The sequence below is a fragment of the Fredinandcohnia onubensis genome (assembly GCF_002734285.1).
GTDB lineage: Bacteria > Bacillota > Bacilli > Bacillales > Bacillaceae_L > Ferdinandcohnia > Ferdinandcohnia onubensis_A.
In genome coordinates this window covers 24,922-39,379 of sequence record NZ_NSEA01000028.1, presented here as the reverse complement: position 1 = coordinate 39,379, position 14,458 = coordinate 24,922, and the positions used below count along the sequence as shown (strand labels likewise).

17 protein-coding genes are annotated in these 14,458 nt (G+C 38.9%); 8 read left to right on the top strand and 9 right to left on the bottom strand.

Annotated elements, in window-relative coordinates:
• Positions 1-89 precede the first annotated feature (89 nt).
• Both cax and CKJ95_RS21340 read right to left on the bottom strand, forming a co-directional pair.
• Positions 90-1,154 (bottom strand): calcium/proton exchanger, encoded by a 1,065-nt coding sequence (gene cax / locus CKJ95_RS21345; protein ID WP_099355483.1) that lies wholly within the window; start codon positions 1,152-1,154, stop codon positions 90-92.
• Between the two features lie 108 nt (positions 1,155-1,262).
• Positions 1,263-1,649 (bottom strand): OsmC family protein, encoded by a 387-nt coding sequence (locus CKJ95_RS21340; protein WP_099355482.1) that lies wholly within the window; start codon positions 1,647-1,649, stop codon positions 1,263-1,265.
• 148 nt (positions 1,650-1,797) lie between these two features.
• Here CKJ95_RS21340 and CKJ95_RS21335 point away from each other — a divergent pair, with 148 nt between their 5' ends.
• The 3 genes from CKJ95_RS21335 (at position 1,798) to CKJ95_RS21325 (ending at position 5,627) form a co-directional block, all read left to right on the top strand.
• Entirely contained in the window at positions 1,798-2,961 is a 1,164-nt protein-coding gene (locus CKJ95_RS21335) for an MFS transporter (protein WP_099355481.1), read from the top strand.
• A 284-nt stretch (positions 2,962-3,245) separates the two neighbouring features.
• The gene (locus CKJ95_RS21330) at positions 3,246-3,392 is read left to right on the top strand and encodes a BH0509 family protein (protein ID WP_099355480.1); all 147 of its coding nucleotides are present in this window, start codon (positions 3,246-3,248) and stop codon (positions 3,390-3,392) included.
• A gap of 300 nt (positions 3,393-3,692) precedes the next feature.
• On the top strand, positions 3,693-5,627 hold the full coding sequence (locus tag CKJ95_RS21325; RefSeq protein ID WP_099355479.1) for a heavy metal translocating P-type ATPase: 1,935 nt from the start codon (positions 3,693-3,695) through the stop codon (positions 5,625-5,627).
• Positions 5,628-5,899: 272 nt separating this feature from the next.
• Here the strand turns inward: CKJ95_RS21325 and CKJ95_RS21320 are convergent, their stop codons facing one another.
• Genes CKJ95_RS21320 through CKJ95_RS21310 form a run of 3 tightly spaced genes read right to left on the bottom strand, consistent with a single transcriptional unit; the run spans position 5,900 to position 7,582 of the window.
• On the bottom strand, positions 5,900-6,739 hold the full coding sequence (locus CKJ95_RS21320) for a YihY/virulence factor BrkB family protein (protein WP_099355478.1): 840 nt from the start codon (positions 6,737-6,739) through the stop codon (positions 5,900-5,902).
• A 4-nt stretch (positions 6,740-6,743) separates the two neighbouring features.
• The gene (locus tag CKJ95_RS21315) at positions 6,744-7,097 is read right to left on the bottom strand and encodes a YtxH domain-containing protein (RefSeq protein ID WP_099355477.1); all 354 of its coding nucleotides are present in this window, start codon (positions 7,095-7,097) and stop codon (positions 6,744-6,746) included.
• 5 nt (positions 7,098-7,102) lie between these two features.
• Positions 7,103-7,582: a low molecular weight protein-tyrosine-phosphatase gene (locus tag CKJ95_RS21310; protein WP_099355476.1), complete on the bottom strand. Its 480-nt coding sequence runs from the start codon at positions 7,580-7,582 to the stop codon at positions 7,103-7,105.
• 106 nt (positions 7,583-7,688) lie between these two features.
• Between CKJ95_RS21310 and CKJ95_RS21305 the strand changes: the two genes are divergently transcribed.
• Both CKJ95_RS21305 and CKJ95_RS23610 read left to right on the top strand, forming a co-directional pair.
• Positions 7,689-7,916, top strand: a complete 228-nt coding sequence (locus CKJ95_RS21305; protein ID WP_099355475.1) for a DUF1128 domain-containing protein — start codon at positions 7,689-7,691, stop codon at positions 7,914-7,916.
• Between the two features lie 161 nt (positions 7,917-8,077).
• Positions 8,078-8,218, top strand: a complete 141-nt coding sequence (locus CKJ95_RS23610; protein WP_180271635.1) for a hypothetical protein — start codon at positions 8,078-8,080, stop codon at positions 8,216-8,218.
• A gap of 42 nt (positions 8,219-8,260) precedes the next feature.
• Here CKJ95_RS23610 and treC read toward each other — a convergent pair whose 3' ends face one another.
• The 3 genes from treC to CKJ95_RS21290 form a co-directional block, all read right to left on the bottom strand.
• Positions 8,261-9,946 carry an alpha,alpha-phosphotrehalase gene (treC, locus tag CKJ95_RS21300; protein ID WP_099355474.1) on the bottom strand — a complete coding sequence of 562 codons (1,686 nt, stop codon included), beginning with the start codon at positions 9,944-9,946 and terminating at the stop codon, positions 8,261-8,263.
• Between the two features lie 292 nt (positions 9,947-10,238).
• The gene (locus tag CKJ95_RS21295) at positions 10,239-10,613 is read right to left on the bottom strand and encodes a DUF488 domain-containing protein (RefSeq protein ID WP_099355473.1); all 375 of its coding nucleotides are present in this window, start codon (positions 10,611-10,613) and stop codon (positions 10,239-10,241) included.
• Between the two features lie 53 nt (positions 10,614-10,666).
• Complete coding sequence (locus CKJ95_RS21290; RefSeq protein WP_099355472.1) at positions 10,667-11,038, bottom strand: DnaJ family domain-containing protein; 372 nt, start codon at positions 11,036-11,038, stop codon at positions 10,667-10,669.
• Between the two features lie 271 nt (positions 11,039-11,309).
• Here CKJ95_RS21290 and mreBH point away from each other — a divergent pair, with 271 nt between their 5' ends.
• Entirely contained in the window at positions 11,310-12,317 is a 1,008-nt protein-coding gene (gene mreBH / locus CKJ95_RS21285) for a rod-share determining protein MreBH (RefSeq protein ID WP_099355471.1), read from the top strand.
• A 124-nt stretch (positions 12,318-12,441) separates the two neighbouring features.
• On the opposite strand, the gene CKJ95_RS21280 is transcribed toward mreBH, so the two are convergent.
• Entirely contained in the window at positions 12,442-13,158 is a 717-nt protein-coding gene (locus CKJ95_RS21280; protein WP_099355470.1) for a TerC family protein, read from the bottom strand.
• A gap of 248 nt (positions 13,159-13,406) precedes the next feature.
• Here CKJ95_RS21280 and CKJ95_RS21275 point away from each other — a divergent pair, with 248 nt between their 5' ends.
• Together CKJ95_RS21275 and CKJ95_RS21270 are read left to right on the top strand one after the other, a co-directional pair.
• Positions 13,407-13,823: an SRPBCC family protein gene (locus CKJ95_RS21275; protein ID WP_099355469.1), complete on the top strand. Its 417-nt coding sequence runs from the start codon at positions 13,407-13,409 to the stop codon at positions 13,821-13,823.
• Positions 13,823-14,194, top strand: a complete 372-nt coding sequence (locus CKJ95_RS21270) for an ArsR/SmtB family transcription factor (protein WP_099355468.1) — start codon at positions 13,823-13,825, stop codon at positions 14,192-14,194. Before CKJ95_RS21275 ends, CKJ95_RS21270 begins: the two co-directional genes overlap by 1 nt.
• Positions 14,195-14,458 lie beyond the last annotated feature (264 nt).

Here is a 14,458-nt window from a genome sequence, read left to right as displayed (position 1 = left end):
AAAGTTAAGTTATCCCTTAAAAAGTACTTAGAAGATTAAAACACCAAACGACTCTGTGTGGATGTTGTCTACACAGAGTCGTTTTTTTCTTATAATAAATAAAAGCCAATTCCCATGATGGCGTATGCAGCTAGAAGAGTGCCACCTTCAAACCAGTTCGTTTCTCCATCATTTGTTAGTGCAATGGTTAAAAATACCGCTGTTATCATAGAAATAAGTTCTGGCATAGAGAAAACTAGAGACATTTGTGTGTCTAGGAATAATGATATCAAAACCAATAACGGCGCAACAAACATCGCTACCTGTAACGTTGAACCAATTGCTATCTCAATGGCCACATTCATTTTATTTTTATAAGCCATCATAACGGCTGATGCATGCTCAGCAGCATTTCCGACAATCGCCACAATAATAATTCCGATAAAAATTTCACTCCAGCCAAACGCTTCCGCCACGACTTCAAAGGTATGAACAAGATTTTCAGACACATACCCTACCGCAACCGTAGACAAAGCCAAGATAATAAACGCCTTCCATTTCCCCCATTCAGGTTCTTCATGCTCTTCACTTTCTTTTTCAACCTGTTCCGAATCTTCCTGATAAATGCCTCGATGTGAAACTAGCTTAAAGAAAAGCCCAGCTAAATATAACATAATTAAAATGATTGAGATTCCAACGCTTAATGTAAATGTATCTGTATCATTCATATCCATTGAAAAAACTTCTGGAATAACAAAGGCAAGAATGACAGAAAAAATTAATAGACCCGAATTGTGTCGCGCATCATGTACACTAAATTTCTGCCTTTTAAACTTAATACCTCCCACTAAAAAAGAAAGCCCCCCTACTAGTAAAAGGTTACCAAGGACAGAACCCGTTAGTGATGCAAGCACAACCGTGACAAGTCCTGCTTTTAAAGCAAAGATAGAAATAATAAGTTCAACTGCATTTCCAAAGGTCGCGTTTAACAGACCACCAATTCTCGGACCAGCAATTATGGCAAGGCTTTCCGTCGCTCTTCCCATAAATCCAGCCAAAGCGATAATGGTTAAACAGTACACAATAAACATGATAACAGCTGGCCAGTGAAGCAGACTTCCAATGATAGAAAGAGGTAAGCCGATTATCACCATAATCAAGAAGATTCGATTCATAGGAACACTCCCTTTCATTGACCTTTACGAATGGACGAAATCTAAAAAAACTACGCCCATCATTAGCGTAGTTTTTATCTTTAAAAATTATGTTCTATTAGAATATTTTTATGCATCCACAATCTCAAAAGTTTTAATAATATCGATGCTTCCCTTTACTGATTGGGCGATCGGACAATTCCGATGAGCGACTTCGATCGAACGTTGGATTTTTTCCTCAGCTAAATCTGTTCCTTTTATCACATAGTGAATGTAAACTTTTTCGACCCGGTTCGCATGTGCCTCATTTCGCTCCACTTCAGTTTCAATAGTAATATCCTCTACCTGCATTCTCTTTTTTTCAAGGACCTTTCGAAGTGTACCCCCACTACAAACTGCGATCGATGAAACTAAAAGTTGATATGGTCTAAACCCATATGCTTCGTCCCCTGCAACCTGCAACTTCCCAAACTCTACATCTGTGTAAAAGCCAACTTCTTGCATCTTAAAAATCATGAAATATGCCCCCTGTCTTTGTCTAATATCTTAATTTTACTCAAATTCTCCATAGAATGAAAAGAAAAGAGAATCATTCTTTTTCATTTCAAACCCCTCATTAATTTTGTATCATTAGATTGTGAAATGAAACTGGGGGAAAAACAACATGAGATTACGGTTTTGGATATTAGTTAGTATTGTTGCAGTTTCTGGGTTTAGCCAGGGTATGTTGCTTCCTTTGATTGCGGTTATTTTTGAAAATAACGGAATGTCATCTACCTTAAATGGATTACATGCAACTGCACTATATATCGGGATATTACTTGTTTCGCCATTTATGGAGTACCCGCTAAGGAAATATGGATACAAACCTGTCATTCTATTTGGGGGATTGCTCGTTGTCGTGTCACTTGCCTTGTTCCCATTATGGAAATCATTTTGGTTTTGGTTTGTTCTAAGACTCTTGATTGGAATTGGCGATCACTCCTTGCACTTTGGAACACAAACATGGATTACATCATTTTCTCCTGAGAATAAGCGCGGAAGAAACATCTCCTTATACGGATTATTCTTTGGGCTTGGCTTTGCAACAGGGCCGTTAATGACACCTTTGGTTAACATTAATGAAACCCTGCCATTTATTCTATCTTCTGTCCTTTGTTTAATTGGTTGGTTCTTTTTATTCCTATTAAAAAATGAATTTCCGGAACAAGATTTAGGGGTGAACTCCTTTAGAGAAACATTCAACCGTTTTTCAAAAGCCTGGAAGTATGCATGGGTTGCCTTTCTACCGCCGCTGGCCTATGGCTTTCTTGAGTCCTCCCTTAACGGAAGCTTCCCAGTTTATGGATTACGAATTGATTTAAATGTAGGATTTGTTTCAATTCTATTAACTTCATTTGCGCTCGGTAGCATCATTACCCAGCTTCCATTGGGGATTTTAAGTGATAAATTTGGTCGAAGAAATATTTTAATGATTGTACTGTTTTTAGGATTTATAAGTTTTACCATCGCAAGCTTCCTTGAGCACTCTCATGTCGGGCTTTGGCTCTGCATTACGTTTGCAGGAATGGCAGTTGGTTCGACGTTTTCACTTGGAATCTCTTATATGACAGACTTAATGCCAAAGAATTTATTGCCTACTGGAAACCTTCTATGTGGCGTTTTCTTTAGCATCGGAAGCCTTGTCGGACCGTTTTTCGGAGGACTGTTTATCCAATACTTTGAAAGCATCAGCTTTTTCAATGTCATAGGGACAATTCTGTTATTAATATTTATCATTCTATCTGTCTTTGGCACCAGAACGGCAACCAAGACAGTTGAAAATTGACTTCCTTTTTAGGGAGTCTTTCTTATTTTCTAGCTCCAGGCGCCATCGGCTCGAGGTCATAAGCCAATCGCTTCGGAAGGCAAAAAGCACCTTCTGTCAGCGCTTGTCTTATGCTTGTCACCGATGAGCAGGCACCTTCCGCTTTTATTGTTTTCTATGATTTTCGGCCTATTTTTCAAAATCTGATTGACGTTTTTCGAAAAACTGTTATATAATACATTAAAGATTAATACACTGTATTAAAACAGATGTGTAGGACGAAAAAATTTAAGGGGATGAGTGTAATGAGTAGGCAAGAACGCAAAAACATGATGGAGTTTATTGAGAAGTTTAAAGGCATTACTAAAATGGAGCTTATGTATATGACCGATGCAGATATCGAGCATATCTATAACACCACCTATTTTCACTTTGAGGAAATCGCAGAATAAAGAAGAAGAACAACTCGTCATTCGTTGGCGAGTTGTTTTTTTTTATGTTCTTACAAGCTTATTTAAAATTATTATAAAAAACGCTTTTAAAAACCGGGTAATGTGTTATAATTAATAATAATTATAAAGTAAAAATCAATTAAATTAGTAACTGCTATCGAAAAGATTGCAGTTTTCTTGTTTTAATGGCTTATTGATTGTGATTCCCTTTCTCAATTAGCAATATCAAGTTGATTTTTATTCTCAATTAGATATTGATAATTGATTGTTTTTCTCAATTAGAAAATGGAGGCGAACGAAATGAATACTGAAGTAAAGACTGCTCCAAGACGACAGCAAATATATAAAACAAATAATGAATCTTCCCCGCTCCTTGAAAAAGTAAAGCTTCACGGTGAATTAATAGCAGCGTTAACGAGTGGAGTTTTAATTGCGATTGCCTGGACATTAGGGCATTTCGAACACAGTACCGCCTCAATCGTTATGTATCTTCTTGCATTTGTGATTGGTGGTTTTGCTAAAGCAAAGGAAGGTATTACTGATACGATTGCGGAAAAAGAATTAAATGTAGAAATGTTAATGATTTTTGCGGCAATTGGCTCTGCGATCATTGGATACTGGAATGAGGGTGCAATTTTAATCTTTATCTTCGCATTAAGTGGCGCTCTTGAAACCTATACGATGAATAAAAGTCATAAGGAAATCTCTTCACTTATGGGCCTTCAGCCTGAAGAAGCGACCCTTGTTGCAAATGGCATTGAGAGAATTGTCCATGTTTCTTCTCTTCAAATTGGCGATACGATTTTAGTTAAACCAGGTGAGCGCATTCCGGCTGATGGTAAGCTATTAAAAGGGGAAACAAACGTAGACCAAGCGGCCATTACAGGTGAATCAATTCCTGTGCGCAAATCCCTAGGTGACGATGTTTTTGCAGGAACAGTTAACCTTCGTGGGTCCATCACTGTTGAAGTGACAAAGCCAAACGAGGATTCGTTGTTCCAAAAAATCATTAAGCTTGTACAATCGGCTCAAAGTGAAAAGTCCCCTTCCCAGCAATTCATTGAAAAATTTGAAGGTACGTATGTTAAGTTTGTTTTAATTGCGGTAGGTTTAATGATGTTCCTTCCACACTTCTTATTAGGTTGGACATGGACCGAAACCTTCTACCGCGCAATGATTTTATTAGTAGTTGCGTCCCCTTGTGCTTTGGTTGCCTCCATTATGCCAGCAACATTATCGGCCATTTCAAATGGAGCAAGACGTGGGATCCTGTTTAAAGGTGGTGTGCACCTTGAGCAGTTAGGTAATTTAAAAGCTATTGCATTTGATAAAACAGGGACACTGACAAAAGGTAAACCTGTCGTAACCGATGTGATTGTTTCCGATTCAATTGATTACAACGAATTTTTACAAATTGTAGCTTCAATTGAAAATCAGTCCACACATCCATTAGCACAATCAATCGTGAATCATGCTAAGTCAAATGGTCAGGAGCTAATTTCTATAGAGGGTATTGAGGATATGCCTGGATATGGGGTTAAAGCAACTGTCGGTGAGACCCATTGGTCAATTGGTAAAGCTGAGCTTGTCGGAAAAGAAACTGCATTCACTTTTAAAAATGGTGCTGCGAAACAACTGGCTTCTGAAGGTAAAACGATTGTTTATGTGAAATCAGGTGACGATATTGCTGGGATCGTCGCTCTCAAAGACGTTGTCCGTGACGATACAGTTTCAGCTATTTCTGACCTAAAAGACCTTGGGATTTATACAGTTATGCTAACTGGAGACGGTGAAAAAACAGCTGAAGCAATTGCGGCTGAAAGTCATGTTGACCAACATATTGCTGAATGTTTGCCAGAAACAAAGGTTAACCACATCAAAGGCCTTATTTCAAAATTCGACACTGTTGCAATGGTTGGAGATGGAATCAATGATGCACCTGCTTTGGCAACTGCGAATGTTGGGATTGCGATGGGTCAAGGAACGGACGTTGCACTCGAAACTGCTGATGTCGTGCTGATGAAAAATGACCTTCCACGAATTGCGGAAGCCGTTAAGCTTTCAAAACGCATGAACCGGATCATCAAACAAAATATTATTTTTTCTATCAGTGTGATTATGCTGTTAATCTTGTCAAACTTCTTTCAAATCATTGACCTCCCATTTGGCGTCATTGGCCATGAAGGAAGCACTATTCTTGTTATTTTAAATGGACTTCGCTTGTTGAAGTCATAAAATAAGGGCTTGACCCCATCGGTCAAGTCCTCTTTTGTTAAATATCCAAGTATTGGGGACCAATAGAACCGTCCCTCTGGTTCCTAGTGATAGCCGTTGCTGCCGTTTGCAGAACTGCTAGTTTTTTGTTTTGGGCTATTTTTCTTTCCCTTTTGCTTTGTTCCACCGTCTTTTTTAGACATAATAAAGGCCTCCTTGTACTGTACTTACTGTACTTACACCTTTATTATCTCTCGCTACCTCACATTCCATGAAGGTAACTTACGGTAAAATTATCGGCCATCCCTAATCCGATGGCAGTTTAAAATGGCGTTGATTTCTCCCCCAATGATAATGATCATCGCTGATAAATAGAACCAAATCATCAGTACAATGATGGCACCTAGACTGCCATAGGTCGTGGAATAATGGCCAAAGCTATTTACATAATAGGAAAAAGCGAGGGAAACGAACATCCATCCGAAAGTTGCAAAAAAGGATCCTGAAATAATTTCTTTAAATTTTAACGGACGGTTTGGAGCCACCCAGTACAAAAACGTAAATACAATAAACAGGATAGCCGCACTCACAATCCAACGAATTCCATTCCACACATCTAAAAATTCATCAGACAAGCCAAATGACGAAAACATAAAAATCCCAATTTGTTTTCCGAAGACGGGTAATAATAAAGCGACGATAATGACAAAAATCATCCCGAATGTGAGTAGTATTGAAATCCCACGCGTGATAAAGAAGTTCCGGGTTTCTTTTACATCATAGGCTTTATTGAACGACCTAACGACCGCGTTGATTCCATTGGATGACGACCACAATGTACCAATGATACCTATTGATAATAGCCCGCCTTTATTTGAATTGACTATAAAATTCAAGTTTTCTTCAATCAAATCAACAGTACCTTCAGGTGCATACTGTCCCACAAACGCCAATACATCTATTTGGGATATTGGCAAGTATCCTATGAGTGTCACGAGAAAGATTAAAAACGGGAATAATGAAAGCAAGAAAAAGTAGGCTAATTCTGCAGACATACTCCCTACTTCATCTTCCTTATATCGCAAAATCAATTCCTTAATAAACCGCAAATCTAAGGTTCGAACTTCGGTCATTTCTTCACCTCTCTATATTATCGTCCCTCATACCTTCCGTTTTATTAGCAATTGCATCCTTTGTTTCTTTGACAGCTTCGACAATTTCTGGTGTGGTTTCAACGATTTCGTTTACCTTTGAGGTTACGATACGAACATCCTCTGCGACCTGTTCAACTGTAGTACGAACAGTATTGAACTGGTCCCTTACAAGCTCTGTATAACGCTGTGGATTTTTCATCACTTCAACACACCTTTTACTCACTCTTTTACTAGTATGTAAAAATTGCTCTCTTGTTTCCTTATCGAGTAAAGAAATTGCTGCACCAATGGCAGCACCTATGACCATGCCTTCCACCATTTTATTACGTTTCGCCATTCGTATTACTCCTTTCCAACTAGGTTTTCATTTTTGATGACGTCTAATAGACGTTTGCAACCGTTGGTCACAAGTTCGTACACCTCATCAAAATTCCCAGTGTAGTACGGGTCAGGTACATCTGTAATCTTACTCTCATCGACAAAATCAAGGAGCCGTTGAATCCGACCTGTTTTTTCGCCAGTTATCATTTTTTGAAGGTTTCCTAAGTTGTCTGAGTCCATTGCAATAATATAATCAAATTGCCCAAGATCTTCCGGTAACACTTGACGTGCCTTAATTCCTTCAAATGAGATATTATATTTTGTTAAAATGGTTTGCGTGCCTTTATGTGGCGGATGTCCGATATGCCAGTCTCCCGTTCCTGCTGAGTCAACTTGGATTCGATCCGCAAGCCCTTCTTTTTGTACTAAATCACGAAAAATGGCCTCCGCCATCGGTGATCTACAAATATTCCCTAAGCATACGAATAATACCTTTATCATTTTTGTCCATTCTCCTTCATGTCATATTTTTCCGTACCTCGCCATATTAAATAATAGCAGAAACGTGATACAATAAGAATACACTGAAAATTGAAAGGATGAAAACATGGATCTCTCACAAAAGTCAGTCGAAAACGTAGAATTTATGATAGAAAAAATTAAAGAAAAGCTTAAAGTTCTAAACCTTGGTGCCATTAAGCCTTCCCATTTTGACGAAGAAATGTACGAAGAATTAAAGGATATTTACGACCTTACCATGAAAAAGAACTCATTTAGCCCGAACGAAATGCAAGCACTTGTCGAAGAGCTCGGAAGCTTACGCAAAAACAAATAATACATAGAACCAACCTTTTTGAAACTCGCCTCTGGCGGGTTTTTTTATTGTGCGCTACATAAATCACAAGATTGTGTCAATAACTTTTCCCCCTTGCATATATCTATAAAAAGGGCATTGTAACTTTGGGACAATGGACCTTTCTAAAGGGGGGAATACACTTGCTAGGACTTTGGCTAACGCTTATTGGCATGTCTGTGTTGTATTTTATCTCCGCTGGTTTCTGGTTTTACTTTGTAGCCACTTCTATGGATAACGATGATTCAAAGAGAATTGACCCACTACCTGATGAAAAAGAATAAAAGGTATGAAAATGAGCCACACCCTTAGGTATGGCTCATTGTTTATTTTGTCAAATGGTAGACAACAGATTCGTAAGGACGTAATTTGATTCCTTTTGAAAGATCAAGTTGCGAATTCTCATAGTTGGAAATGAGTAAGTCACTGGTATATTCACTTACATTTAAGCTTGCAGGAATCTCAAACGTTGTTTCTCTTCCGTAGAAATTGTTTACAACAAGAAGCTTCTCATTCTCACCATTACGAACATACGCAAAAATTTCAGGATGGTCCTCATGCAATAATTCATAATCTCCATACGTAATAATGTCGTAATCCTTACGGAGCCTTATCAATTTTTGATAATGATAGAAAACTGAGTTTGTATCCTCTAACGCATTTTGCGCATTAATTGTTTTATGATTTGAAGCAACATTAATCCATGGAGTTCCGCTTGTGAAACCAGCATGTTCACTTGCATCCCACTGCACAGGTGTCCGAGAATTATCACGTGATTTATGTTTTAGAATCTCGATAATTTCGTCGTTGCTCATTCCTTGTTCTTTTTTAATATTGTAGATATTTATGGACTCAACATCACGATACTCAGAAATATCATTGAACTTCGGATTGGTCATTCCAAACTCTTCACCCTGGTAAATATAAGGTGTACCTTGCATCATATGAATGGTTGTAGCAAGCATTTTCGCTGATTCCGTTAAATACTCACCATCATTCCCATATCTTGAAACAATCCGCGGTTGGTCATGGTTGCACCAGAACAGTGCATTCCAGCCACCACCCTTATGCATTTCAACCTGCCAGGTTGAGAGGATTTTTTTCAATGCTTGGAAATCAAAATCGGCAACCGTCCACTTATCACCGTTAGGATAGTCCACCTTTAAGTGATGAAAATTAAAGGTCATACTCAGTTCTTGACGATCTGGATTTGAATATTTAATACAATCTTCAATTGTCGTTGAGGACATTTCCCCAACCGTCATACTATCGTATTTCGAGAAAACGTTCTGATTCATTTCGTGCATGAACTCATGGACGCGTGGCCCATCTGTATAAAACTTTCGGCCGTCACCTGGAGGGACAGATCCATCATCATCTGGGAAGCTTTGGTCTTTTGAGATGAGATTGATCACATCTAGACGGAAACCATCTACCCCTTTTTCAAACCAAAAAGTCATCATGTCATAGACTTTTTTACGAACCTCTTCATTTTCCCAATTAAGATCCGCTTGGGTTACGTCAAAAAGGTGAAGGTAGTACTGACCTGTTGTTTCATCATACTCCCAAGCATTACCGCCGAATTTGGATTCCCAATTAGTTGGCTCATGACCGTCTTTAGGATCTTTCCAAATATAGAAATCTCGATACGGGTTGTCCTTTGACTGTCGTGATTGCTTGAACCATTCGTTTTCAGTCGAGGTATGATTCACAACGATGTCCATGATGATCTTAATGCCGCGGGAATGAGCTTCCTCTAGCAAGCGGTCAAAATCCTCCATTGTGCCATATTCTTCTTGAATCGCAAAATAATCGCTAATATCGTACCCGTTATCCCGCTGTGGAGATTTGTAAATTGGCGTTAGCCAAACGACGTCCACACCAAGGGTCTTCAGGTAATCAAGCTTTTCGATGATCCCTTGTAGGTCACCGACACCGTTTCCAGTTGTATCATTAAAACTCTTCGGATAAATTTGATAAACGACAGACTTCTTCCACCAAGGCTGTTTCAATTGCTACACCACCATATAAGTAATTCATGTTTGTAGTATTTCATAAAGGAAACAAACTTATTTGTAGTTGTAGTTTAACTTGTATATACAAGTTAGTCAAATAATCGCTATCATTGATCTGCTGGGCAGAGGCATCATGATGTGTGGAGTCAATTACTGTGAAAATACTAGCGTTAATTCGAAAATAGTGTCACTATCGGTGAAATACTGTCACTGTTCCAAAATTACTGTCACTATCTCGAATATACTGTCACTAAGCAAGATTACTCCCGCTATTTCAAAAATACTGCCACTAACTATTTTGGGTCTCGTCCATTACACGTGCCAATACTTCCTTCAGCACGACCGCCTGGTTATGCACTTCATCCTTTGCACCAAACAGAAGAGTAACTTTTTCTTCCTTCGCCATCTCTAGCAACTGATTCAACGCCACTTTTTTCTCCTCAGTCTCTTGCAGTTCTTTTATGTAATGTTCCTTAAATTCTTCAAATCTTTCGGGTTTGTGGTTGAATTCTTTGCGAAGCTCAGTACTTGGGGCGATTTCTTTCATCCATTTGTCAAGTTGAGCCTTGTCCTTTGAAATTCCTCGTGGCCAAATTCCGTCCACTAATATTCTTTTTCCATCATCCGTGCTAAAAGGCTCATAAATACGTTTCAAAACAATCATTGTTCTCTTCCTTCCTAAAAAAAGGGCAAAACGCAATGTTTTACCCTCTTCTACTATTTAAATTTATTATGCAGTTTCATTTGGTAGTTTTTAAAAACTGCTGAATGTGATGTCTTTCTATTTTTAAGGATTTGGTTTAAACGAAATTGTTTTTCGTTTAGTTTTTTCTGATAGATTTGCCGCTGTACTTCATCCTCACAGTTATCAAGGAGATTCTCAATCGTGAGCAGTTCTTTTTTAATTTCTGTTTCTTCATTGATGAACCCTGAATTTTTCATGACGCGATAAGCCATTCGAAGGTCCTCTGGAATCGCAGAATCGTCATCAAGCTTTAGTGGTTTGCCGTATCCGGGTAAGTTATCAAATTCCCCTTCTTTATAGGCCTTACGAATTTTATCCTCTGATACAATACTTGAAAAATCCATATTAACGCCCTCCTTCTTGGAGTGTTTCATCTATTACTATTTTACGTGTTTTTTGAACATTTTGCCATTCTCCTCATATATTTCTCCTATATTTCAATTTTTACAATATGACAACAACCCCCAAAAATCGACATTTTTTCGTGAACTCTATAGAGTAAGTGGGTTGAAATGACTACTTTTATAAATAAATGAGGGCTAAAAGTGTTTCGGAAAACCATTTTTAGTCTATTAGAAATATAACCCCCAAACTTTATAAAGGATGGAGATAACAATGTTTTCAAACGTGGAAATTGGAATTGATTTAGGAACTGCAAATATACTTGTATATACAAAAAATAAAGGTATCATCATTAATGAGCCATCCGTAGTGGCGGTTGACACTGAAAGTAACAGAGTCATTGCTGTTGGGGCAGAAGCGAAAAGAATGATTGGTAAGACGCCTGAAAAAATCGTAGCGATTCGCCCTTTACGTCAAGGTGTAATTGCTGACTTCAATATGACTGCAGACATGCTTCGTCATATTATGAAAAAAGTGAGTCAAAAAATTGGTTACTCAATTCGCAAACCAAATGTGGTCGTTTGTACACCATCTGGGTCTACATCTGTCGAGCGACGTGCGATCCAGGACGCAGTTAGACTATGCGGAGCCAAGCAGGTTTATTTAATTGAAGAACCAGTTGCAGCTGCAGTTGGCTCTGATTTACCGGTTGATGAGCCGGTTGCGAACGTAATCGTTGATATCGGTGGAGGCAATACCGAGGTTGCGATTATTTCCTTTGGTGGTGTTGTCACATGTAACTCAGTTCGAATTGGTGGAGACCAGTTTGATGAAGATATTATTCAATACGTACGAAAAAGATACAATGTTCTTATTGGCGAACATACTGCTGAACAAGTTAAATTTGAAATCGGCTATGCACTTGTTGATCATGAAACAAAAACAATGGATATTCGCGGACGTGACCTTGTCACCGGTCTACCGAAAACCATCTCATTGCGTTCAACCGAAATTCAAGAAACGCTAAAAGAATCGTTACTTCATATTTTAGAAGCCATCCGCGCAACCCTAGAGGATTGCCCACCAGAGTTAAGTGGTGATATTGTCGATCGTGGAGTTATTTTAACAGGAGGCGGAGCGTTATTAAATGGCATGCAAGATTGGCTCAGCCAAGAAATTGTCGTCCCGGTACACCTTGCTCCAAATCCACTCGAATCAGTTGCAATCGGAACAGGACGTTCTTTAAGCATCATCACGAAGCTTCTTAAAATCGCAAAATAACGGAACCAGGGGGACGGTTCTCCTGGTGACCAGGTTCCATAATCATAAGGAACCACTAGAACCGTCCCTACGGTTCCCTGTAATAAGAAAGAGGCCGAATCCTATATGATTCGGCCTCTTCGTTTTATGCTGTTTTTCTAAGCTCTTTTTTGGCTGCAATTCTTTTGTTTTTCAAATATCCAGATCCTAATACCAGAACTGTTAATACTGCTGCGATTAGGTATGAAACTGGACCATGTTCGATGTGAAGGAAGTTAGTAAATCCCTTGTCCTTCATTACCATTTCCCCCGCTGTCCATGCAAGGATACCAGCACCGACGTATGAAATCCAAGCATATTTGTCCATTGCTTTTACGATGAACTTAGAACCAAAAATCATAATTGGAATACTAATTGCAACCCCTAGTGCTACCATACCAATGTGTCCATCCGCTGCACCGGCAACAGCAACAACATTATCAAGACTCATAACAGCGTCTGCCATAATAATGGTCCCAATTGCTGATATAAAACCAGATGTAGATTTCACATGAGCTTCTTCTTCTCCTTGAACTAATACCTTATAGGCAATAAATAAGAGTAAAACTCCACCGATTAAATTAACAAATGGAATTTTTAATAGGTAAACAATGATGGCTGCAAATAATATACGTAAAATAACAGCCCCTGCAGTTCCCCAAAAGATTGCTTTGTTTTGTTGATCTTTTGGAAGGTTTCTAGTAGCCATTGCAATTACGACTGCATTATCCCCAGATAGAATAATATCAATTGCAATGATTTTTAATAAAGCGAGTGTCGCTCCAGAAGATATAGCTAGTCCAAGAATCGTTAGCATATCCATAGGGTAATTCCCCCTTAGTATAAGTATATTAAAATAATAAAAAATTTATCCCATAAACTAGCATACTCCTATTTTTTGTCATATTCAATATATCCACCTAAATTCTTGTATGCAAAACCACCAGAATTATCCACATCATTGATGTTCATACTACATATGAAATTTTATTGACATAACACCTTTTGGTTTCATATAATCGGAATACAGAACCAAATGGTTTTATATATAATCGCAAAGGAGAATTTATTATGGCAAAAACACCTGATATAAAACAAACTGTTTTAATTGAAGCACCTATTGAAAAAGTATGGGACCTTGTATCAAACGGGGAAGGAATCGGAACTTGGTTCATGCCAAATGATTTAGTAGCGGAAGAAGGACATGAGTTTCATATCCAATCTCCATTTGGACCCTCTCCATGTAAAGTTTTAAAAGTAGAGGCACCACATCGTCTTACTTTTGCCTGGGACACGGATGGCTGGGTTGTGGAGTTTCTTTTGAAAGAAATCGATGGAAATACAGAGTTCACCCTCATACATGGCGGTTGGAAAGATTCTGAAGAAATCATTGGTAAAGCAAATCGCAAAGCTTCTGAGATCCGCGAAACAATGAATGGCGGTTGGGCAGGTATTGTGCAAAAACTTCGTCAGGTGGCTACTAATTAGTGGCAGAGTCTGCCGGGAAATATGATGTATTTCAAGCGATTGCTGACCCAACACGTAGAGAGGTACTCCGTTTACTTTCACATAAGGAGCTCCCTATTTCAGAAATCACAAGTCACTTTGCGATGAGTCGGACAGCCGTGGCAAAGCATCTTCACATTCTTGCTGAAGCCAATTTAGTGAGCGGCAAAAAAGTTGGTAGAGAAAAGCGGTATCGACTTCAGCCTGAATCGTTATCAGAGCTGCACGAGTGGCTTTCCTACTTCGATCAGTTCTGGAATAATAAGCTATCGGTGTTAAAGTATATCGCCGAGAACGGTCCAGATGGTGGTAGTGGATTAAAAGTTGTGAAGCCATCTGATTCGGAAGACTAAGTTCATTATGTGTCTTGTGTTAAGGTCTTCATCGGGTGATGAAGACCTTAACTTTTATAAAGAGCAAACTTAACGAGCTTATCGTTGCGATAAGGACTTTACGCGCAGGCTCAGCTGGTGCGCGGTACTTCATCGGGGTCATGAAGAACTCTACGCGCGGACTCAAGTGGTGCGCGGGACTTCATCAACGCTATGAAGGACTTTACGCGCGAGCTACAGCGGAGTGCGGGACTTCATCGACGCCATGAAGGACTTTACGCGTGG

Coding starts and splice junctions, on each gene's coding strand:
- cax (WP_099355483.1), bottom strand. CDS start 1,154: ATGAATCGAATCTTCTTGATTATGGTGATAATCGGCTTACCTCTTTCT.
- CKJ95_RS21340 (WP_099355482.1), bottom strand. CDS start 1,649: ATGATTTTTAAGATGCAAGAAGTTGGCTTTTACACAGATGTAGAGTTT.
- CKJ95_RS21335 (WP_099355481.1), top strand. CDS start 1,798: ATGAGATTACGGTTTTGGATATTAGTTAGTATTGTTGCAGTTTCTGGG.
- CKJ95_RS21330 (WP_099355480.1), top strand. CDS start 3,246: ATGAGTAGGCAAGAACGCAAAAACATGATGGAGTTTATTGAGAAGTTT.
- CKJ95_RS21325 (WP_099355479.1), top strand. CDS start 3,693: ATGAATACTGAAGTAAAGACTGCTCCAAGACGACAGCAAATATATAAA.
- CKJ95_RS21320 (WP_099355478.1), bottom strand. CDS start 6,739: ATGACCGAAGTTCGAACCTTAGATTTGCGGTTTATTAAGGAATTGATT.
- CKJ95_RS21315 (WP_099355477.1), bottom strand. CDS start 7,097: ATGGCGAAACGTAATAAAATGGTGGAAGGCATGGTCATAGGTGCTGCC.
- CKJ95_RS21310 (WP_099355476.1), bottom strand. CDS start 7,582: ATGATAAAGGTATTATTCGTATGCTTAGGGAATATTTGTAGATCACCG.
- CKJ95_RS21305 (WP_099355475.1), top strand. CDS start 7,689: ATGGATCTCTCACAAAAGTCAGTCGAAAACGTAGAATTTATGATAGAA.
- CKJ95_RS21295 (WP_099355473.1), bottom strand. CDS start 10,613: ATGATTGTTTTGAAACGTATTTATGAGCCTTTTAGCACGGATGATGGA.
- CKJ95_RS21290 (WP_099355472.1), bottom strand. CDS start 11,038: ATGGATTTTTCAAGTATTGTATCAGAGGATAAAATTCGTAAGGCCTAT.
- mreBH (WP_099355471.1), top strand. CDS start 11,310: ATGTTTTCAAACGTGGAAATTGGAATTGATTTAGGAACTGCAAATATA.
- CKJ95_RS21280 (WP_099355470.1), bottom strand. CDS start 13,158: ATGGATATGCTAACGATTCTTGGACTAGCTATATCTTCTGGAGCGACA.
- CKJ95_RS21275 (WP_099355469.1), top strand. CDS start 13,407: ATGGCAAAAACACCTGATATAAAACAAACTGTTTTAATTGAAGCACCT.